This is a genomic window from Proteus myxofaciens ATCC 19692 (assembly GCF_001654855.1).
GTDB lineage: Bacteria > Pseudomonadota > Gammaproteobacteria > Enterobacterales > Enterobacteriaceae > Proteus > Proteus myxofaciens.
Genome location: NZ_LXEN01000094.1, coordinates 79,415 through 99,486 on the forward strand (window position 1 = coordinate 79,415; position 20,072 = coordinate 99,486).

Below are 20,072 nucleotides of genomic sequence, written 5' to 3' on the forward strand. Positions count from 1 at the left end.
GCTTGGTTGGGATTGAAAACCGTCTATTCTAACGCCATCTCACCTTTATCACCATAAAATGTCGTCAAGACAAGGTAAAATGAGTGTAAAAAGTAAAATTTTTGATTACTAAGTGTATGATAGTTGGAAAACGCAATGGCCAATAAGAAACGTTCAGCAAGCTCTAGCCGCTGGTTACAAGAACATTTTAGTGATAAATATGTTCAACAAGCAAAGAAAAAAGGGTTTCGCTCTCGCGCTTGGTTTAAACTGGATGAAATTCAGCAAAGTGATAATATTTTTAAACCAGGTATGACCGTTGTCGATTTAGGTGCTGCTCCAGGTGGGTGGTCTCAATATGTCGTACAGCAGTTAGGAAGCAAAGGTCGAATTATTGCATGTGACCTTTTACCTATGGATCCTATTGTTGGAGTCGATTTCCTTCAAGGCGATTTTCGTGATGAACTTGTGTTGAAGGCGTTGCTTGATAGAGTAGGTGAAAATAAAGTCCAGGTTGTCATGTCTGACATGGCTCCAAACATGAGCGGGACTCCCGCGGTCGATATTCCTCGATCCATGTATTTAGTAGAGTTAGCGCTTGATATGTGTCGTGATGTGCTGGCTCCCGGGGGAAGTTTTATTGTCAAAGTGTTTCAGGGAGAAGGCTTTGATGAATACCTGGGGCAAATACGCTCCCTGTTTACGAAGGTGAAAGTTCGTAAACCAGACGCTTCGCGATCTCGTTCTCGTGAGGTATATATTGTAGCCACAGGGCGTAAACTTTAGTACCCTAAAGCTATTTGTTAACACAGTTGTAATATGAGGTTAATCCCTTGAGTGACATGGCGAAAAACCTGATCCTCTGGTTAGTCATTGCAGTCGTTTTGATGTCATTATTCCAGAGCTTCGGACCCAGCGATTCGAATAGTCGTAAGGTGGATTACTCTACCTTTATCAATGAGTTAACTAATAACCAGTTACGCGAAGTCAGCATAAGTGGTTATGATATTAATGTAACTAAAACAGATAACTCAAAGTACAGCACGTATATGCCAATGCGTGATGACAACCTACTGACCACTTTAATGAACCGTAATGTAAAAGTGTCGGGTGAACCTCTTGAAGGCCAAAGCCTGTTGACTCAAATTTTTGTGTCTTGGTTCCCTATGCTATTACTGATTGGTCTTTGGATCTTCTTTATGCGCCAAATGCAAGGTGGTGGCGGTAAAGGTGCGATGTCTTTTGGTAAAAGTAAAGCGCGCATGTTGACCGAAGATCAAATCAAAACAACCTTTGCTGATGTTGCAGGTTGTGATGAAGCTAAAGAAGAAGTTAGTGAATTAGTCGAATACTTACGTGATCCAGGTCGTTTCCAGAAGTTAGGGGGTAAAATCCCGAAAGGCATTCTGATGGTTGGTCCTCCTGGTACAGGTAAAACATTATTAGCGAAGGCTATCGCCGGTGAAGCGAAAGTACCATTCTTTACCATCTCTGGTTCTGATTTCGTTGAAATGTTTGTCGGTGTCGGTGCTTCCCGTGTGCGTGACATGTTTGAACAGGCTAAAAAAGCAGCTCCATGTATCATCTTTATTGATGAAATTGATGCCGTTGGCCGTCAACGTGGTGCAGGTTTAGGTGGTGGTCACGATGAGCGTGAGCAAACACTGAACCAAATGTTGGTTGAAATGGATGGTTTTGAAGGCAATGAAGGTATTATCGTCATAGCTGCAACAAACCGCCCTGATGTTTTAGACCCAGCGTTACTTCGTCCTGGTCGTTTTGACCGTCAAGTTGTTGTTGGTTTACCTGATGTGCGCGGACGTGAACAAATTCTTAAAGTTCATATGCGTCGAGTTCCATTATCACCGGATGTTGATGCGGCAATTTTAGCACGTGGTACACCGGGCTTTTCTGGTGCAGATTTAGCTAACTTAGTTAATGAAGCAGCATTGTTTGCAGCTCGTGGAAATAAACGTGTTGTCTCAATGGTTGAGTTTGAAAAAGCCAAAGATAAGATAATGATGGGTGCTGAACGACGTTCTATGGTGATGACCGAAGAACAAAAAGCATCAACAGCTTATCATGAAGCAGGACACGCCATTATAGGCCGTTTAGTACCAGAACATGATCCTGTTCATAAAGTAACGATTATTCCTCGTGGTCGTGCATTAGGTGTAACCTTCTTCTTACCTGAAGGCGATCAAATCAGTGCAAGTCGTCAGAAGTTAGAGAGCCAAATCTCAACACTTTATGGTGGTCGTTTAGCTGAAGAAATTATCTACGGCGAAGAGCATGTTTCTACTGGTGCTTCAAATGACATTAAAGTTGCAACGAATATTGCTCGTAACATGGTGACACAATGGGGTTTCTCTGAGAAATTAGGGCCATTGTTATATGCTGATGAGGATGGAGAAGTATTCTTAGGCCGTTCTGTTGCTAAAGCGCAACATATGTCTGATGAAACAGCGCGCACAATCGATGAAGAAATTAAAGCAATTATCGATCGTAACTATGTTCGTGCTCGCCAGATATTGATGGATAACCTAGATATTCTTCATACAATGAAAGATGCACTCATGACTTATGAAACTATTGATGCGCCACAAATTGATGATTTAATGAATCGTCGAGATGTTCGTCCACCAGCAGGTTGGGAAGGTAATGGCGGTACAAACGCACAGCCAACTCAAACTTATGCGACGAATGAGCCAAAAAATAATCCTGAGTCAGACAGTGATGCACCTTCTGATGATAATACTCACTAAACCTTATCGGTTTTCAAGAGTGAGTAAGCTATAAATACAAACCCCAGGCTTCTGGGGTTTTTTTTTGAAGGTATCGACAAAATGAAATTAATTGCTAGAGGAAAAGAGCTTAATTTATCAACACCTCAAGTTATGGGTATTTTAAATGTTACACCAGATTCCTTTTCTGATGGTGGTACTCATAACTCTCTTAATCATGCGCTTGAACACGCAATAAAAATGATTAATGAAGGCGCAACTATCATCGACATCGGTGGTGAGTCGACAAGACCTGGTGCAAGTGATGTCTCAATAGAAGAAGAGTTACATCGTGTTGTTCCTGTTGTTGAGGCGATAAGCCAGCGATTTGATGTCTGGATTTCAGTTGATACATCAAAAGCACAAGTCATTACAGAATCTGCAAATGCAGGGGCCTCAATTATCAATGATATACGTTCACTACAAGAGCCGGGTGCGCTTGAGGCGGCTGCAAAAACAAAATTACCCGTCTGCATTATGCATATGCAAGGCTTACCTAAGACAATGCAACATTCACCTCATTATGACGATGTGGTCAAAGATGTTGACTCTTTTTTAGGTGAACATATTCAACGCTGTATTAATGCGGGTATTGAAAGAGATAAAATTATTCTTGATCCCGGATTCGGATTTGGTAAAAATTTAGAACATAATTACCAGTTATTATCCCATTTGAATGAATTTCATCATTTTGGCTTACCTATTCTTGCCGGAATGTCACGTAAATCAATGGTTGGGCAATTATTAAATGTGCCACCACAACAACGCGTTGCTGGAAGTGTGGCGTGTGCAGTGATTGCTGCTATGCAAGGTGCACAAATTATTCGTGTGCACGATGTTAAAGAGACTGCTGATGCGATGAAAGTCGTACAAGCCACTCTTTCTGCTAAGGAATATAATGAATGAGCGAACGTAAATACTTTGGAACAGATGGTATTCGTGGAAAAGTAGGTGATAGCCCAATTACTCCTGATTTTGTATTAAAACTGGGTTGGGCTGCGGGTAAAGTGTTGGCACGTCACGGTTCTCGAAAAATCATTATCGGTAAAGATACGCGTATTTCTGGCTATATGCTGGAGTCTGCTTTAGAGGCGGGTTTAGCTGCCGCGGGTTTATCTGCTTCTTTTACAGGACCAATGCCAACGCCTGCTGTTGCTTATTTAACACGTACTTTCCGTGCTGAAGCGGGTATTGTTATCTCAGCATCTCATAATCCTTATTATGACAATGGCATAAAATTCTTCTCAATTGACGGTACAAAACTACCTGATGAAGTAGAAGAAGCGATTGAAGCGGAAATGGAAAAGCCGATTACTTGTGTCGAATCAGCAGAACTAGGAAGAGCAAACCGTATTGTTGATGCTGCTGGTCGTTATATCGAATTTTGTAAAGGTACATTCCCGAGTGAAAATAATCTCAATGGTTTAAAAGTCGTTGTTGACTGTGCTCATGGCGCAACCTATCACATTGCACCTAATGTTTTTCGTGAGTTAGGTGCTGATGTTATTACGATTGGATGCGATCCTACTGGGATTAATATCAATAAAGAATGCGGCGCAACAGATGTTCGTATGTTGCAAAAACGTGTAATCGAAGAAGGGGCTGATGTTGGCTTAGCCTTTGACGGTGACGGTGACCGAATTATCATGGTTGACCATAAAGGCTTAAAAGTTGATGGTGACCAAATTCTCTATATTATTGCCAGAGAAGCATTACGCCAAGGACAATTACGTGGTGGTGCTGTTGGTACATTAATGAGCAATATAGGATTAGAGATAGCATTAAAAGAACTTGGCATTCCTTTTCTTAGAGCAAAAGTGGGCGACCGCTATGTGTTAGAAAAATTACAAGAAAAAGGATGGCGTTTAGGTGCTGAAAACTCAGGGCACATTATTTTACTTGATAAAACGACAACGGGTGACGGTATTGTTGCAGGCTTACAAGTATTAAGTGCTATGGTTCGTAACCATATGAGTTTGCATGATTTGTGTAGTGGTATGAAACTATTACCACAAATTTTGGTTAATGTTCGCTTTACAGGTGATACTGATCCATTACAATCAGCACAAGTTCAGCAAGTCGCTAAAGCGGTTGAAGAAGAGCTTGCTGGCAAAGGTCGAGTACTCTTGCGTAAATCGGGTACAGAACCATTAATTAGAGTAATGGTTGAAGGCGAAAATGAAGAGCAAGTGACTGCGATGGCAAATCGAATTGCAGACGCTGTAAAGCATGTTGGTTAATTGCTGTTTTTTTCTTCAATCAATCACTTTATAGAAAAATAACCTTGCTTGTCAGTTCAGGTTTGGTTAGTATTCACACCCGCTTAGTAAGGTCGTTGAACTATAGCGGGTGAAGCAATCGAAGGTTATCGTAAACGCGATAAGTTCCATAGAATAGGTAACGCAAATGTATACAGCACTCATTGTTATTCTTATCATTGCCGCAACGGGGCTGGTTGGTCTGATCCTGTTACAGCAGGGTAAAGGTGCTGATATGGGCGCTTCTTTTGGTGCAGGTGCTTCCGGTACGGTATTTGGTTCAGGCGGTTCAGCAAACTTTATGACCCGTATGACCGCTGTTTTAGCAGCAGTATTTATTATCCTTTGCCTAATTTTAGGTAATTTAAGTGCTAATAAATCTGCACGTGAAGACAGTAAGTGGATGTCTATCGAGCAGACTACAGAAGAAGCAAAAAAAGCTGAACAATCAGCTCCGCCTGTAGCGCCAACAAATAATACAGATATTCCTCAGTAAGTTAGTAAAGTTTAAATGAGATTGTTAATTTAGATATAATAACAGTCTCATTAATGTGCCGAGGTGGTGAAATTGGTATACACGCTACCTTGAGGTGGTAGTGCCTACAAAACGGGCGTACGGGTTCAAGTCCCGTTCTCGGCACCATTATTCCAGATAGCTTGCGTTTTGCTTGTTATCAGCGTAAAATTTGCCACGTTTTTCGAACGCGGGGTGGAGCAGTTTGGTAGCTCGTCGGGCTCATAACCCGAAGGTCGTTGGTTCAAATCCAGCCCCCGCAACCACTTCTAACAATACAGCACTTTTCTCATTAATCATCTTGAATATCGATTATGATCCTGAGTGGAATGTGCCGTAAGAAGCGGTTACCTCGAACGGCAAGTTACAGGGTCCAGTTGCATAAAGCCCCGAATTTCGGGGTTTTTTGTTATTAGAGAATAGAATACTGGGCTATAGGCCCTTTTTTTATGCCTTGGGGGTGGGTTTGTCCACATTAGAGCAAAAATTAACAGCGATGGTTTCAGCACCAGTAGAAGCATTAGGCTTTGAATTTGTTGGTCTTGAGTTTATTCGTGGTCGAGTATCAACATTGCGTATCTATATTGATAGTGAAGAAGGTATCACTGTTGATGATTGTGCTGATGTTAGCCACCAAGTGAGTGCTGTGCTGGATGTTGAAGATCCAATTCAAACATTTTATAACCTTGAGGTTTCATCTCCTGGTTTAGAACGACCTTTATTCACTACAACGCATTATGAGCAATTTGTCGGCGAAGAAGTCGCTGTCGTATTGCGAATTGCAATGCAAAACCGCCGCAAATGGCAGGGCACTATTAAGTCTGTCGATGGCGAAATGATCACGGTTACTGTGGATGGTAAAGACGAAGTGTTCGCACTGAGCAACATCCAGAAAGCTAACCTGGTACCCCACTTTTGAGTTTTGAAGAGGCAACTAGGATGAACAAAGAGATTCTGGCTGTTGTGGAAGCGGTCTCTAATGAAAAATCTCTTCCTCGTGAAAAGATTTTCGAGGCACTGGAAATTGCACTAGCGACAGCAACTAAGAAAAAATATGAGCAAGAGATAGATGTTCGCGTTAGCATCGATCGTAAGACGGGAGATTTTGATACTTTCCGCCGTTGGCTTGTGGTTGAGGAAGTGACTCAACCTACTCGCGAAATCACTCTTGACGCTGCAAAATATGAAGAGCCTGAAATTGACTTAGGTGGCTTCATCGAAGATCAAATTGAATCAGTCACTTTTGACCGAATTACAACACAAACTGCTAAACAAGTTATCGTACAAAAAGTACGTGAAGCTGAAAGAGCAATGGTTGTTGACCAATTTCGTGAACAACTTGGTGAAATCATCACAGGTGTTGTGAAGAAAGTGAACCGCGATAATATCACCTTAGATTTAGGTAATAATGCAGAAGCGGTTATTTTACGTGAAGACATGTTACCACGTGAAAACTTCCGCCCTGGTGACCGTTTACGCGGTGTTTTATATGATGTACGTACTGAAACACGTGGTGCTCAGCTTTTTGTCACTCGTTCTCGTCCTGAAATGTTGGTTGAACTATTCCGCATTGAAGTGCCAGAAATTGGCGAAGAGATCATTGAAATTAAAGCAGCAGCGCGTGATCCAGGTTCTCGTGCTAAAATCGCTGTAAAAACCAACGATAAACGTATCGACCCAGTCGGTGCTTGTGTTGGTATGCGTGGCGCACGTGTACAAGCCGTTTCCAGTGAATTGGGCGGCGAGCGAATTGACATTGTATTGTGGGATGATAATCCTGCACAATTCGTAATTAATGCAATGGCTCCGGCAGATGTTGCTTCTATTGTTGTTGATGAAGATAAATGCACAATGGATGTGGCAGTTGAAAGCAGTAATCTGGCTCAAGCAATTGGCCGAAATGGTCAGAATGTACGCTTAGCCGCACAATTACTGAAAAAACATCGTGGTGATGACAAATGGGAATTAAACGTCATGACTGCAGATGAACTGAATGCCAAGCATCAGGCGGAAGCAAACGCAGCCATTGAAATATTTACTAAGCATCTCGACATTGATGAAGACTTCGCAACTGTTTTAGTTGAAGAAGGTTTCTCTACCCTTGAAGAGTTAGTTTATGTACCAATTGACGAACTGTTAGCGATCGACGGGTTAGATGAAGATACCGTTGAAGCTCTACGTGATAGAGCAAAAGCTGCCTTAACGACAATTGAATTAGCTCAAAAAGAGAGTCTTGGCGATAACCAGCCAGCTGAGGACTTATTAGCTCTCGAAGGCTTGGAGCGCTCTTTAGCATTTGATCTAGCTGCCCGTGGTATCTGCACACTGGAAGATCTTGCCGAACAGGGTATCGACGACCTAACTGATATTGAAGGTTTAAGTAGTGAGCGCGCAGGCGAACTCATTATGGCCGCACGTAATATCTGCTGGTTTGGGAATGATGCGTAACAACTGAGCAGGAAGGAACAGAATGACAGATGAAACAGTAAAATCACTGGCAGAAGAGATTCAGACACCGGTTGAACGTTTGGTACAGCAGTTTGCTGATGCCGGTATTAAGAAGACCGTCTCTGATTCTGTCTCCCAACAAGAGAAAGAAACCTTACTGGCTTGGTTGAATCGTGATAAAGACGTCTCAACTAGCCAACCAGAAAAATTAACGTTACAACGTAAAGTACGTAGTACGTTAAGTGTTCCTGGTACAGGTGGCAAAAGTAAATCAGTAGCCATCGAAGTCCGCAAAAAACGCACTTATGTGAACCGTGATGCTGTTGAAGCAAAAGCGGAAGAGCAAGCTCAGCGTGAAGCGGAAGAAAAGGCGCATCGCGAGGCAGAAGAAAAAGCACAGCGCGAAGCACAAGAGAAAGCACAGCGCGAAGCTGAAGCAAAAGCAAAACGTGAAGCTGAAGAAGCGGCTAAGAAACAAGCCGAAGAAAAAGCGAAACGTGAAGCTGAAGAAGCAAAACGTGAAGCAGCGGAATTAGCTAAGCGCGAAGCAGCGGAAAAAGATAAAGTGAAACAAAACGAGAAACCAAAAGCTGATAAAGCAGATCAGGATAAAGCACGTCGTCATGCTGAACAAGCTGAACTGAAACGCAAAACCGAAGAAACTCAGCGTCTTAAAGCCGAAGAAGAAGCTCGTGTTGCAGCAGAAAAAGCACGCCTCTTAGCGGAAGAAAATGCGGAAAAATGGACTGCAGAGCCTAAAACTGAAACAGAAGGTTCAGACTATCATGTAACAACATCTCGTTATGCTCGTGATGCTGAAGATGAAAGTGATGCTGAAGTAGAAGGTGGACGTGGACGTAGTCGCCCTGCAAAAGCCCCTCGTCCTAAGAAAAATAATCGCCATTCTGAAAAAGCAGATCGTGAAGAAGCACGTGCTGCTGGTCGCAGTAACAAAAAAGGTAAAGGCCGTAAAAACAGCACATTACAGCAAGGTTTTAATAAACCAGCCGTTGCGGTAAACCGTGATGTGGTTATTGGTGAAACTATTTCTGTTGCTGACCTTGCTAACAAAATGGCAGTTAAAGGCTCTGAAGTTATTAAGACCATGATGAAAATGGGTGCGATGGCAACCATTAATCAGGTTTTAGATCAAGAAACAGCACAGCTTGTTGCTGAAGAAATGGGTCATAAAGTTATCTTACGTCGTGAAAACGAGTTAGAAGAACAAGTAATGAATGACCGTGATACTAGCGATGAAATGGCAGTATCTCGTGCGCCAGTTGTTACCATCATGGGTCACGTTGACCACGGTAAAACCTCATTACTCGATTACATTCGTTCAACGAAAGTAGCATCAGGTGAAGCGGGTGGTATTACTCAGCATATCGGTGCTTACCACGTTAAAACGGACAAAGGTGAAATCACCTTCTTAGATACCCCAGGTCACGCTGCATTTACATCAATGCGTGCTCGTGGTGCTCAAGTCACTGATATTGTTGTGCTCGTTGTAGCTGCGGATGATGGTGTGATGCCTCAGACTATCGAAGCGGTTCAACACGCAAAAGCAGCAAACGTTCCTGTTGTTGTTGCTGTGAACAAAATTGATAAACACGAAGCTGATCCTGATCGTGTTAAAACTGAGCTATCTCAATATGGCATCTTGCCTGAAGATTGGGGTGGTGAGACTCAGTTTATCCATGTATCAGCAAAACAAGGTTTAGGTATTGATGAATTACTTGATGCTATCTTATTACAAGCTGAAGTTCTTGAACTGAAAGCAGTGAAAGAAGGCATGGCAAGTGGTGCGGTTATTGAATCTTACCTTGATAAAGGTCGTGGTCCTGTCGCAACTATCCTTGTTCGTGAAGGTACCTTGAATAAAGGTGATATCGTTCTGTGTGGTTTCGAATACGGACGTATTCGTGCAATGCGTAATGAATTAGGCCAAGAAGTTCAATCAGCGGGTCCTTCAATGCCGGTTGAAATTTTAGGTTTATCTAACGTACCTTCTGCGGGTGATGAAGCTACTGTTGTTCGTGATGAGAAAAAAGCACGTGAAGTAGCATTATACCGTCAAGGTAAATTCCGTGAAGTGAAACTGGCTCGTCAACAGAAATCTAAACTGGAAAACATGTTTGCTAACATGGAAGAAGGTAAAGTTTCTGAATTGAACATTGTACTGAAAACTGATGTTCAAGGTACATGTGAAGCAATTACTGATGCATTAGCTAAACTCTCCACTGATGAAGTTAAACTAAAAATCATTGGTTCAGGTGTTGGTGGTATCACTGAAACAGATGCAACATTAGCAGCCGCTTCTAATGCTATCATTCTTGGTTTCAACGTTCGTGCTGATGCATCTGCGCGTCGTATTATTGAACAAGAAAGCGTTGATTTACGTTACTATTCCGTTATTTATAGTCTGATTGATGAGATCAAACTGGCAATGAGCGGTATGTTAGAGCCTGAATATAAACAAGAAATCATGGGACTTGCAGAAGTTCGTGATGTGTTTAAATCGCCTAAATTTGGTGCAGTCGCAGGTTGTATGGTGGTTGAAGGTAATATCAAACGTAATAATCCAATTCGTGTTCTACGTGACAACGTGGTTATTTACGAAGGTGAACTTGAATCTCTGCGTCGCTTTAAAGATGACGTCAACGAAGTCCGTAATGGTATGGAATGTGGTATCGGTGTAAAAAATTACAACGATGTCCGTGTTGGCGATATGATTGAAGTCTTCCAAATTATCGAAATCAAACGTTCTATTTCTTAAATTAGATACGTTTAGTTTGAAAGGGGAGCTTAGTGGCTCCCTTTTTATTCCTTTCTTTGTTCTATCCTCCTTTATTTTAATCTCCTTTTTCAACATAACCGAAATAGATTTGCTTTCTTCAATTTATGAAAGCGATAGAACAAGGTAAAATAGTCACAAAGAAAATTTTATGTTCTAAAGATAATTAACAGAAAGCAGTTGTTAAATGTGATGTTATGTATACTCTTTAGATATCAGATTTTTAGGTTTGAATTAAATTAACAGTGGCAATAGGGAGAAGCCTTATTGTCAGGGAGAGATAAAATGGCAAGAGATTTTAGCCGTGCTCAACGTGTTTCTCAGGAAATGCAAAAAGAAATCGCCATCATTTTACAACGTGAAGTGAAAGATCCTCGTATTGGAATGGCAACGGTATCGGGTGTTGAAATTTCTCGTGACCTTGCTTATGCAAAAGTGTTTGTGACTTTCTTAAACCTATCTCATGGTGAAGAAAGTGATGAAGAGCGTGTTGAGAATGGTCTTAAAGCGTTAAATGAAGCTGCCGGCTTTATTCGTTCTTTATTAGGCAAAGCGATGCGTTTACGAGTTGTTCCTGAATTAACATTTGCATATGACAATTCATTAGTTGAAGGTATGCGTATGTCTAACCTTGTGTCTAATGTTGTTAAAGATGATGAAAAGCGTCGCCATAAAGAGGACGAATAATGGGGCGTCGCCGTAAGGGGCGTGAGATTAACGGTGTATTGTTACTCGATAAACCCCAAGATATTTCCTCTAATGATGCATTACAAAAAGTTCGCCGTATGTTCAATGCCAGTAAAGCAGGACATACGGGCGCATTAGATCCTTTAGCGACAGGTATGCTTCCTATTTGTTTAGGTGAAGCGACTAAATTCTCGCAGTTTTTATTGGATTCAGATAAGCGTTATCGTGTGATTGCGCGTTTAGGTCAAAGAACAGATACGTCTGATGCACATGGTGAAGTTATACAAGAACGTCCTGTTATATTTTCACAGCAAGCTTTAGATGACGCCTTAGAGAGTTTTCGCGGAGAAACATTGCAAGTCCCTTCAATGTATTCTGCATTAAAACATCAAGGTAAGCCGCTATATGAATATGCAAGAAAAGGCATTGAGGTTGAGCGCGAAGCAAGACCTATTACTGTCTATGAATTACAATTTATTCGCTGGGAAGGCGATGAATTAGAGCTTGAGATCCATTGCTCAAAAGGAACCTATATCCGCACAATCATTGATGATCTTGGTGAGAAACTACATTGTGGTGCACATGTTATTTTTTTACGTCGATTAGAAGTTGCAGATTACCCTAAAGAAAAAATGGTCACGCTTGAGCAACTAAAAACAATGATTGAACACGCACAATTGCAAGAAGAAGATCCATTTATTTCGCTTGATGCGCTATTATTACCTATGGATACGGCGGTTGCACACTTCCCAGTAGTTAATTTAACGAGTGTTATCGCAAGCTACCTGAAATTAGGGCAACCTGTTAGAGTTAATCATCAAATTAATGAAGGTGAATGGCTCAGAGTAACAGAAGGTGAGGAAGACACTTTTATTGGCCTTGCTACCATCAAAGATGGGTTAGTTGCTCCTAAAAGACTGGTTGTTGATTATAGCGCCCAAAATAACACTTAATAGCAATTCTTGCGCTAAGTGTGTTTGGAGCGTAGAATAATGCGGCTATCTGTTTAGGTGGCTGCGTTGGATAGCTGAATTAGAGATTGGCTATCTGAAAATTTTAAATCATTTTGGAGTTTATTATGTCTCTAAGTACTGAAGCGAAAGCGAAAATCGTTGCTGAATTCGGTCGTGGTCCTAACGATACCGGCTCTAGCGAAGTTCAGGTTGCACTGTTAACAGCAGAAATCAACCACCTGCAAGGTCACTTTTCAGAGCACAAGAAAGATCACCACAGCCGTCGTGGTCTGCTGCGTAAAGTTTCTAGCCGTCGTAATCTGCTAGACTACCTGAAACGTAAAGATGTTGCTCGTTATTCTGCACTGATCGAACGTTTAGGTCTGCGTCGCTAATTAAGCGAGTTTCAGTGGAAAGGGGCCTGTTGGCCCCTTTTCTACTAGTCTACAAGATAGACAAGTAAGAAATTGCTATTTTTAATATTAGTCGTTATGTTTTAATGTGGTGATTGTTATTTAGTCTCTAGTTACGACAATTCGCGCGGCTAATGAAAGCATTTAACACTTTATAAAATAAGCTAAATGTTTTCATTAGTCGCGAGGGGACGTAGCGGAGAAAATTATTTATCGTCGCTAAAAAATAGAGCGACCAAAAAAATAAAGGATATTATTTTGCTGAATCCTACAGTTCGTAAGTTTCAATATGGCCAACATACCGTTTCGATTGAAACAGGAATGATGGCTCGCCAAGCTACTGCTGCGGTAATGGTTGACATGGATGGCACTGCTGTTTTTGTTACCGTTGTTGCTAAGAAAAAAATGAAAGCTGGGCAAGATTTCTTCCCATTAACTGTTAACTACCAAGAGCGTTCTTATGCTGCTGGTCGTATCCCAGGAAGTTTCTTCCGTCGTGAAGGTCGTCCTGGTGAAGGTGAAACGTTAATTGCGCGTCTAATTGACCGCCCATTACGTCCATTATTCCCTGAAGGTTTCTTAAACGAAGTTCAAATCGTTGCAACTGTTGTTTCTGTTAACCCACAAGTTAATCCAGATATCGTTGCGATGATCGGTGCTTCAGCGGTATTAGCGTTGTCAGGTGTACCATTTAATGGTCCTATTGGTGCTGCTCGTGTTGGCTTTGTTGATGGTCAATACGTGTTAAATCCAACAGTTGATGAACTGAAAATTAGCCAATTAGACTTAGTTGTTGCAGGTACATCTGGTGCGGTTCTGATGGTTGAATCAGAAGCTGATTTATTGTCAGAAGAACAAATGCTTGGCGCAGTTGTTTTTGGTCATGACCAACAACAAATTGTGATTGAAAACATCAATGCACTCGTTGCTGAAGTTGGTAAAGAGAAGTGGGATTGGGCGCCTGAAGCCATCAACCAAGCTTTACATGACCGTATTGCACAATTAGCGCAAACACGTATCGGTGATGCTTATCGTATTACAGAAAAACAAGAACGTTATGAGCAAATCGATGCTATTCGTGATGACGTTGTTAGCACATTATTAGCAGAAGATGAGGCTTTAGACGAAGGCGAAATTAATGATATTTTCTCTGGTTTAGAGAAAGATATCGTTCGTGCTCGTGTTCTTGCGGGTGAGCCTCGTATCGATGGTCGTGAAAAAGATATGGTTCGTGCCTTGGACATTCGTACGGGTTTATTACCTCGTACACATGGTTCTGCACTGTTTACACGTGGTGAAACACAAGCATTAGTCACTGCAACATTAGGTACTGCACGTGATGCTCAAACTATTGATGACATCATGGGTGAGCATACTGATACTTTCTTGCTGCACTATAACTTCCCTCCATATTCAGTAGGTGAAACTGGAATGATGGGATCACCAAAGCGTCGCGAAATCGGCCATGGTCGTTTAGCAAAACGTGGTGTATTAGCGGTAATGCCAACAATTGAAGAATTCCCTTACACTGTACGTGTTGTTTCTGAAATTACAGAATCAAATGGTTCATCTTCAATGGCGTCAGTATGTGGTGCTTCATTAGCGCTTATGGATGCGGGTGTTCCAATTAAAGAATCTGTTGCTGGTATTGCAATGGGTTTAGTTAAAGAAGGTGACAACTTTGTTGTTCTTTCTGATATTCTGGGTGATGAAGATCATCTAGGTGATATGGACTTTAAAGTAGCGGGTAGCCATAACGGTGTTAGCGCACTGCAAATGGATATCAAAATCGAAGGTATCACACGTGAAATCATGCAAGTTGCACTTAACCAAGCGAAAAGCGCACGTCTGCATATTTTAGGTGTTATGGAAGAAGCGATTAGCAAACCTCGTGCTGATATTTCTGAGTTTGCCCCACGCATTCACACTATCAAAATTAGTCCAGATAAAATCAAAGATGTCATCGGTAAAGGTGGTTCTGTTATTCGTGCATTAACAGAAGAAACTGGTACAACGATTGAAATTGAAGATGACGGTACTGTTAAAATTGCAGCAACTAGTGGTGATCAGGCGAAACTTGCTATTGCTCGTATCGAAGAGATCACTGCAGAAGTCGAAGTTGGCCGCATCTATAATGGTAAAGTCACTCGTATTGTTGATTTTGGTGCTTTCGTTGCCATCGGCGGTGGTAAAGAAGGGCTGGTTCATATTTCTCAAATCGCAGACAAACGCGTTGAGAAAGTGAGTGATTATCTGACTATGGGCCAAGAAGTACCAGTTAAAGTGCTGGAAATTGACCGTCAAGGTCGTATTCGCTTGAGCATGAAAGAAGCGCAAGCACCTCAGCAAGAAGTTACTGAAACTTCTTCTGAAGATTCAGCTAATTAATGATATTCTACTACCGGTATCTAGATAGATATCGGTAGAGACTTATTTTGGTTTGACAATTAGGATGTCATTAAATGCTTTTTGTTGAAAGAGTCTGACTTGGGAGTGAGAAATGAAAACATTTCTGCGCAGTTGTTCTATTGCTGTTTTCATCTTCATTTCTGGATGCAGCTCTAGTCCTGAATGGCGTCAGAATGCGATTTTTGCAACTCCATTACAGCCTTCTCTACAACAAGAAGTAATACTGGCTCGTATAGAGCAAATTCTTGCGAGTCGCTCATTAACTGAAGATGAATATGCACAGCTTTTATATGAGCGTGGTGTGCTGTATGATAGTCTAGGTTTACGAGCATTAGCGCGTAATGATTTTTCAATGGCGCTATCGATAAGACCAGATATGCTAGAAATTTTTAATTTTCTAGGTATCTATTTTACGCAAGCAGTGAATTACGATGCTGCTTATGAAGCGTTTGATTCTGTTTTAGAGCTTGATCCAACTTACAATAATGCGCGTTTTAATCGTGGTATCGCTTTATACTACGGTGAACGATTAAAATTGGCGCAGGATGATCTGCAGGCGTTTTATCAGGTCGATCCAAATGACCCTATTCGTTCGCTTTGGTTATATCTTGTTGAAAAAGAGATAAATCCTGAAACAGCAAAACAACAGCTGAATCAGCGTTACCAAAAAGCGAACAAAACAGGGCAATGGGGATGGAATATAGTTGAGTTTTACTTAGGTGATATTAGTGAAAAAACACTCATGTCGAGACTACGTGAAGCTTCAACCGATAACACTTCGCTCGCTGAGCATCTCAGTGAAACTAACTTCTATTTAGGTAAATATTACCTAAGTCTGGGGGATACGGATAGCGCAACAGCGTTATTCAAGCTGACGGTTGCCAACAACGCACATAACTTTGTTGAGCACCGCTACGCATTGTTGGAATTAGCACTGTTAGGCCAACAAGAAGACCTAGCAGAATCGGACCAGCAATAGCTGACGAACATTTCTCTTATAAGTTTTTAAGCCATCATCTATCAAAGATGAGGGCTTGTTTGTTCGTTTAATAACATAATTTGAGCCAGTTCACATTTTAGATGATAAAGACCGACAAACCATGCGGTACGTTATGTCAACTGGCTGCCATAATAAATGAGGCACAGTGACATGAGTACTGAAACCGATATGACTTTTGCTGATCTAGGTTTATCAGCACCAATTTTGACTGCACTGAATGATTTAGGCTACGAGAAGCCTTCTCCAATTCAGCAACAATGTATTCCTTTTCTTTTAAACGGTAATGATGTTTTAGGTATGGCACAGACCGGTAGTGGTAAAACTGCTGCATTTAGCCTACCTTTGTTACACAATCTTGATGAATCATTAAAAGCGCCACAAATTTTAGTTTTAGCACCGACTCGTGAACTCGCAGTTCAGGTTGCTGTAGCAATTGAAGATTTTTCTAAACATTTACCAAAAGTGAATGTTGTTGCTCTCTATGGTGGACAGCGCTATGACGTTCAATTACGTGCTTTACGCCAAGGACCTCAAGTTGTTGTAGGTACACCTGGTCGTCTATTAGATCACTTAAACCGTGGTACGTTAGATTTATCTAAATTAAAAGGCTTAGTATTAGATGAAGCTGATGAAATGTTACGTATGGGCTTTATTGAAGATGTTGAAAATATCTTAAGTAAAATCCCAGCAGAACACCAAACAGCGTTATTCTCTGCAACAATGCCAGAAGCGATTCGCCGTATTACACGTCGCTTTATGAATGATCCTAAAGAAGTACGTATTCAAAGCAGTATTACAACTCGCCCTGATATCAGCCAAAGTTATTGGATGACATTCGGCGCACGTAAAAACGAAGCTTTAATTCGTTTCCTTGAAGCTGAAGATTTTGATGCTGCTATCATTTTCGTACGGACTAAAAATGCAACATTAGAAGTTGCAGAAGCGTTAGAGCGTAATGGCTATAACAGTGCTGCGCTAAATGGTGATATGAACCAATCATTGCGTGAGCAAACACTAGAGCGTTTAAAAAATGGTCGTTTAGACATTCTTATCGCAACAGATGTTGCTGCTCGTGGCCTTGATGTTGATCGTATCAGCCTTGTTGTGAACTATGATATCCCTATGGATTCAGAATCTTATGTTCACCGTATTGGTCGTACAGGCCGTGCTGGTCGTGCTGGTCGTGCAATTTTATTCGTTGATAACCGTGAACGCCGTTTACTGCGTAATATCGAACGTACAATGAAGATGACTATTCCTGAAGTAGAACTGCCAAATGCAGAACTTATCAGCCAACGTCGTCAAGAAAAATTTGCACAACAAATAGCTCAACAGTTAGAAACCAGCAATTTAGATCAATACCGCGCTCTATTACCTAAGCTTGCACCACAAGGTGATGAAGCATTAGATATGGAAACACTCGCTGCCGTATTATTAAAAATGGCACAAGGTGAACGCGCTCTGATTTTACCACCCGATCCTGTTCGTCGTCCTCGTCGCGAATTTAACGATCGTGATGATCGTCGTCGTGATAATGATCGTGAACGTTCTCCACGTCGTGAACGTCGTGATGCAGGTGAAATGGATTTATACCGCATTGAAGTGGGTCGTGATGATGGTGTTGAAGTTCGTCATATCGTTGGTGCGATTGCAAATGAAGGTGATATCAGCAGTCGTTACATTGGTAATATCAAGTTGTATGGTTCACACTCAACTATCGAATTACCAAAAGGTATGCCAGGTGATTTATTAGGCCACTTCACACGTACTCGCATTATGAACAAACCACTGAATATGCAATTAGTGGGTGATGCTCAGCCTTACCGTGAGCGCCGTAACAACAGTCGCCGTGATGGTCAACCACAAGGTGGTCGTCGTAATTCTAGCGGTGATCAAGCACAACGTCGTGGTAATGGTGAACGTGGCGAGCGCGGTAACTTCCGTGGTCGTGGCAACAGCGAAGGTACACCACGTCGTCGTAGTAGCTCTCATAACCAATAAGAGATTATGCGATTAACTTAATTTTATATTGAGTTAGCGATAAAAATATAAGCCAGTTAACGTAAGTTGACTGGTTTTTTTATGAGTTATTTATTTTTCATCAGATATTTTTCGTTATATTCTATATGTTCTTTGTTGCTCTGTTGAATACAGAGAGAAACATGAGTTCCATTTTCTTTACATTGTTTTATTTTTTTTCTTTGATCGAGAGAGAAAAGTATATAATGCCAATTAGTGATATATCCTTTATATTCTTTATCGCCATTATCTGCCGCCCATTGAGCATATTCTTTTGCTTTATTAATATCTTGAGTCACTCCTCTTTCGCCATGTAAATAAATCAAAAAAAGAGCGTCACAAGCTGAAATAATACGATTCCCTTTTATTCGACATGTTTTGTCATAGTTTTGAATTGCTTTATCAATATCTTTTTCAATACCGTAACCATTTTCTAAAATAACACCTTGATAAAATAAAGCTAATCCATGATTTTTATCTAGTTTTAATGTCTTATCTAAGAAATAATTAGATACTACACATTGTGCTTTATCATTATCATCAATATTTTTTGAGCATCCTTTAAAAAAAATAGATGCAATAAGATAGGTATCGTTAGCATTACTACTTTTCTCTGCTTTTTTTATTAAAGGGTACACATCTTCAGCAATTCTAGGATAGGGTGCAATAAGTGGTAATCTTTGGTCATAACGTAATTCTAAACCGTTATATCCGGGAACTAATTGTGCATCTTTGACTATTGGATAAGCTTCTACCAAAATAGGATTGATAATAAATAGTAAAGTAACTATTAATTTATTAAGTATCTTCATTTTATTCTCCTAATATATTGGGTACTATTAAATTTTTATTTTTAATAGAATCTATAAGGTGGTTTTCTGATGTGATATCTGCATAATATGGAGATTTAAAAGAAGACATTTCATTAATAATATAATGTTTTGTTTCTTTCATAATATTCCTTATATGAAAAATTATTCTAAGATATAGATACATTAAATTAAAAACACTAAATGAAAATTTTAAATTTGTCGACTTATAATATTTATTAATAAAGTTATTTTTTAGATAATTTAAATATAATAATATTAATTTTAAAATGGTAGGATTGTGAAGAAATATAATAATCTGATATTACGTTATTTAGTCATAATATTGATAGACAACGCTATGATTTTAATTTCTATATTGATGATAAAGTCCTTGATACAATGCTTGGTTTTAATAAGTAAACAGACTGGCTATTTTTAAATTTTGATATTTTTGAAGTCAATAAGGTTCGTTTCTAAGATTAAAACTGTTCTAATATTATTCGTGATAAAAGCGCATAGTATTTAAGAATTAAACCTATTTAGACATAATTAGAGAATGAGCGATTGGTGCTCTATTGTTGTCATTGTGGCAGTGATTACTACTCTGTGATTTCTTGTGATTTAGAAATTACGAATGATTATATGAAATAGAGTAAAATTACGCATGGAAATAAGTAAGAGTTAGATTGCTATACATCGATTAAAACATTTATTTTTAACCGAAAAGATACCTACAAGTGTTTGATGAGTATTTAGAACAATATCTATAATTGCCTAAATACTCATTTATTATATTTTATTTATTATTTTTTTTATATTTATTGTAAAAACTATCTCCACAAACATCTTTTATAAAGTCTTCACTACCTGTAAAGATTGATAATGGTTTATTTTTATCAACATAGATAAAGTTATTTTTATCTTTTTCTTCTGATTTGACTTTACCATCGATTGTTCTTTCAACGTTATAGCTAACACAATATCCTAATGTATTTTTTTTATC

The 20,072-nt window shown here is 40.1% G+C and carries 16 protein-coding genes, 2 tRNA genes and 1 pseudogene; 16 read left to right on the top strand and 3 right to left on the bottom strand.

Features of this window, described 5'->3' with window-relative positions; genetic code table 11:
• The first annotated feature begins 135 nt into the window (after positions 1-135).
• The 16 genes from rlmE to M983_RS09900 all read left to right on the top strand — a co-directional run bounded on the left by rlmE (position 136) and on the right by M983_RS09900 (position 18,239).
• Positions 136-765 (top strand): 23S rRNA (uridine(2552)-2'-O)-methyltransferase RlmE, encoded by a 630-nt coding sequence (rlmE, locus tag M983_RS09825; protein ID WP_066749885.1) that lies wholly within the window; start codon positions 136-138, stop codon positions 763-765.
• A 47-nt stretch (positions 766-812) separates the two neighbouring features.
• Positions 813-2,744 carry an ATP-dependent zinc metalloprotease FtsH gene (gene ftsH, locus M983_RS09830; RefSeq protein WP_066749887.1) on the top strand — a complete coding sequence of 644 codons (1,932 nt, stop codon included), beginning with the start codon at positions 813-815 and terminating at the stop codon, positions 2,742-2,744.
• 81 nt (positions 2,745-2,825) lie between these two features.
• A complete protein-coding gene (gene folP / locus M983_RS09835) occupies positions 2,826-3,668 on the top strand; it encodes a dihydropteroate synthase (RefSeq protein WP_066749889.1) in 843 nt (280 codons plus the stop codon).
• Positions 3,665-5,002: a phosphoglucosamine mutase gene (gene glmM / locus M983_RS09840; RefSeq protein ID WP_066749891.1), complete on the top strand. Its 1,338-nt coding sequence runs from the start codon at positions 3,665-3,667 to the stop codon at positions 5,000-5,002. The genes folP and glmM overlap by 4 nt, the downstream gene beginning before the upstream one ends.
• Positions 5,003-5,168: 166 nt before the next feature.
• Positions 5,169-5,516 carry a preprotein translocase subunit SecG gene (gene secG, locus M983_RS09845; RefSeq protein ID WP_066749893.1) on the top strand — a complete coding sequence of 116 codons (348 nt, stop codon included), beginning with the start codon at positions 5,169-5,171 and terminating at the stop codon, positions 5,514-5,516.
• A 57-nt stretch (positions 5,517-5,573) separates the two neighbouring features.
• Positions 5,574-5,663 (top strand) — tRNA-Leu (locus M983_RS09850).
• 60 nt (positions 5,664-5,723) lie between these two features.
• Positions 5,724-5,800: transfer RNA gene (locus M983_RS09855), tRNA-Met, on the top strand.
• Between the two features lie 200 nt (positions 5,801-6,000).
• Positions 6,001-6,453 carry a ribosome maturation factor RimP gene (gene rimP / locus M983_RS09860; protein WP_066749895.1) on the top strand — a complete coding sequence of 151 codons (453 nt, stop codon included), beginning with the start codon at positions 6,001-6,003 and terminating at the stop codon, positions 6,451-6,453.
• Between the two features lie 20 nt (positions 6,454-6,473).
• Positions 6,474-7,982 (top strand): transcription termination factor NusA, encoded by a 1,509-nt coding sequence (gene nusA, locus M983_RS09865; protein ID WP_066749897.1) that lies wholly within the window; start codon positions 6,474-6,476, stop codon positions 7,980-7,982.
• A 22-nt stretch (positions 7,983-8,004) separates the two neighbouring features.
• Positions 8,005-10,758 (top strand): translation initiation factor IF-2, encoded by a 2,754-nt coding sequence (gene infB, locus M983_RS09870; protein ID WP_066749899.1) that lies wholly within the window; start codon positions 8,005-8,007, stop codon positions 10,756-10,758.
• A 303-nt stretch (positions 10,759-11,061) separates the two neighbouring features.
• Entirely contained in the window at positions 11,062-11,463 is a 402-nt protein-coding gene (gene rbfA / locus M983_RS09875; RefSeq protein WP_066749901.1) for a 30S ribosome-binding factor RbfA, read from the top strand.
• Complete coding sequence (gene truB / locus M983_RS09880; protein WP_066749902.1) at positions 11,463-12,416, top strand: tRNA pseudouridine(55) synthase TruB; 954 nt, start codon at positions 11,463-11,465, stop codon at positions 12,414-12,416. The genes rbfA and truB overlap by 1 nt, the downstream gene beginning before the upstream one ends.
• Before the next feature lie 125 nt (positions 12,417-12,541).
• Positions 12,542-12,811 carry a 30S ribosomal protein S15 gene (gene rpsO / locus M983_RS09885; RefSeq protein ID WP_066749904.1) on the top strand — a complete coding sequence of 90 codons (270 nt, stop codon included), beginning with the start codon at positions 12,542-12,544 and terminating at the stop codon, positions 12,809-12,811.
• Between the two features lie 276 nt (positions 12,812-13,087).
• On the top strand, positions 13,088-15,217 hold the full coding sequence (gene pnp / locus M983_RS09890; protein ID WP_066749906.1) for a polyribonucleotide nucleotidyltransferase: 2,130 nt from the start codon (positions 13,088-13,090) through the stop codon (positions 15,215-15,217).
• Between the two features lie 112 nt (positions 15,218-15,329).
• Positions 15,330-16,217 carry a lipoprotein NlpI gene (gene nlpI, locus M983_RS09895; RefSeq protein WP_066749908.1) on the top strand — a complete coding sequence of 296 codons (888 nt, stop codon included), beginning with the start codon at positions 15,330-15,332 and terminating at the stop codon, positions 16,215-16,217.
• Positions 16,218-16,388: 171 nt separating this feature from the next.
• A complete protein-coding gene (locus M983_RS09900; protein WP_066749910.1) occupies positions 16,389-18,239 on the top strand; it encodes a DEAD/DEAH family ATP-dependent RNA helicase in 1,851 nt (616 codons plus the stop codon).
• A gap of 86 nt (positions 18,240-18,325) precedes the next feature.
• On the opposite strand, the gene M983_RS09905 is transcribed toward M983_RS09900, so the two are convergent.
• From M983_RS09905 to M983_RS17555, 3 genes and pseudogenes are all read right to left on the bottom strand, one after another.
• Positions 18,326-19,069, bottom strand: coding sequence for a tetratricopeptide repeat protein (locus tag M983_RS09905; RefSeq protein WP_066749912.1), 744 nt, complete (start codon positions 19,067-19,069; stop codon positions 18,326-18,328).
• Between the two features lies 1 nt (position 19,070).
• A complete protein-coding gene (locus M983_RS17400; RefSeq protein WP_157091949.1) occupies positions 19,071-19,211 on the bottom strand; it encodes a hypothetical protein in 141 nt (46 codons plus the stop codon).
• Between the two features lie 654 nt (positions 19,212-19,865).
• A pseudogene (locus M983_RS17555) lies at positions 19,866-20,072 on the bottom strand (hypothetical protein); the annotation flags it as partial.

Excerpts from the sequence above, each read along its gene's own strand:
- rlmE (WP_066749885.1), top strand. The coding sequence starts at position 136 with ATGGCCAATAAGAAACGTTCAGCAAGCTCTAGCCGCTGGTTACAAGAA.
- folP (WP_066749889.1), top strand. The coding sequence starts at position 2,826 with ATGAAATTAATTGCTAGAGGAAAAGAGCTTAATTTATCAACACCTCAA.
- glmM (WP_066749891.1), top strand. The coding sequence starts at position 3,665 with ATGAGCGAACGTAAATACTTTGGAACAGATGGTATTCGTGGAAAAGTA.
- secG (WP_066749893.1), top strand. The coding sequence starts at position 5,169 with ATGTATACAGCACTCATTGTTATTCTTATCATTGCCGCAACGGGGCTG.
- nusA (WP_066749897.1), top strand. The coding sequence starts at position 6,474 with ATGAACAAAGAGATTCTGGCTGTTGTGGAAGCGGTCTCTAATGAAAAA.
- infB (WP_066749899.1), top strand. The coding sequence starts at position 8,005 with ATGACAGATGAAACAGTAAAATCACTGGCAGAAGAGATTCAGACACCG.
- rbfA (WP_066749901.1), top strand. The coding sequence starts at position 11,062 with ATGGCAAGAGATTTTAGCCGTGCTCAACGTGTTTCTCAGGAAATGCAA.
- truB (WP_066749902.1), top strand. The coding sequence starts at position 11,463 with ATGGGGCGTCGCCGTAAGGGGCGTGAGATTAACGGTGTATTGTTACTC.
- rpsO (WP_066749904.1), top strand. The coding sequence starts at position 12,542 with ATGTCTCTAAGTACTGAAGCGAAAGCGAAAATCGTTGCTGAATTCGGT.
- nlpI (WP_066749908.1), top strand. The coding sequence starts at position 15,330 with ATGAAAACATTTCTGCGCAGTTGTTCTATTGCTGTTTTCATCTTCATT.
- M983_RS09900 (WP_066749910.1), top strand. The coding sequence starts at position 16,389 with ATGAGTACTGAAACCGATATGACTTTTGCTGATCTAGGTTTATCAGCA.
- M983_RS09905 (WP_066749912.1), bottom strand. The coding sequence starts at position 19,069 with ATGAAGATACTTAATAAATTAATAGTTACTTTACTATTTATTATCAAT.
- M983_RS17400 (WP_157091949.1), bottom strand. The coding sequence starts at position 19,211 with ATGAAAGAAACAAAACATTATATTATTAATGAAATGTCTTCTTTTAAA.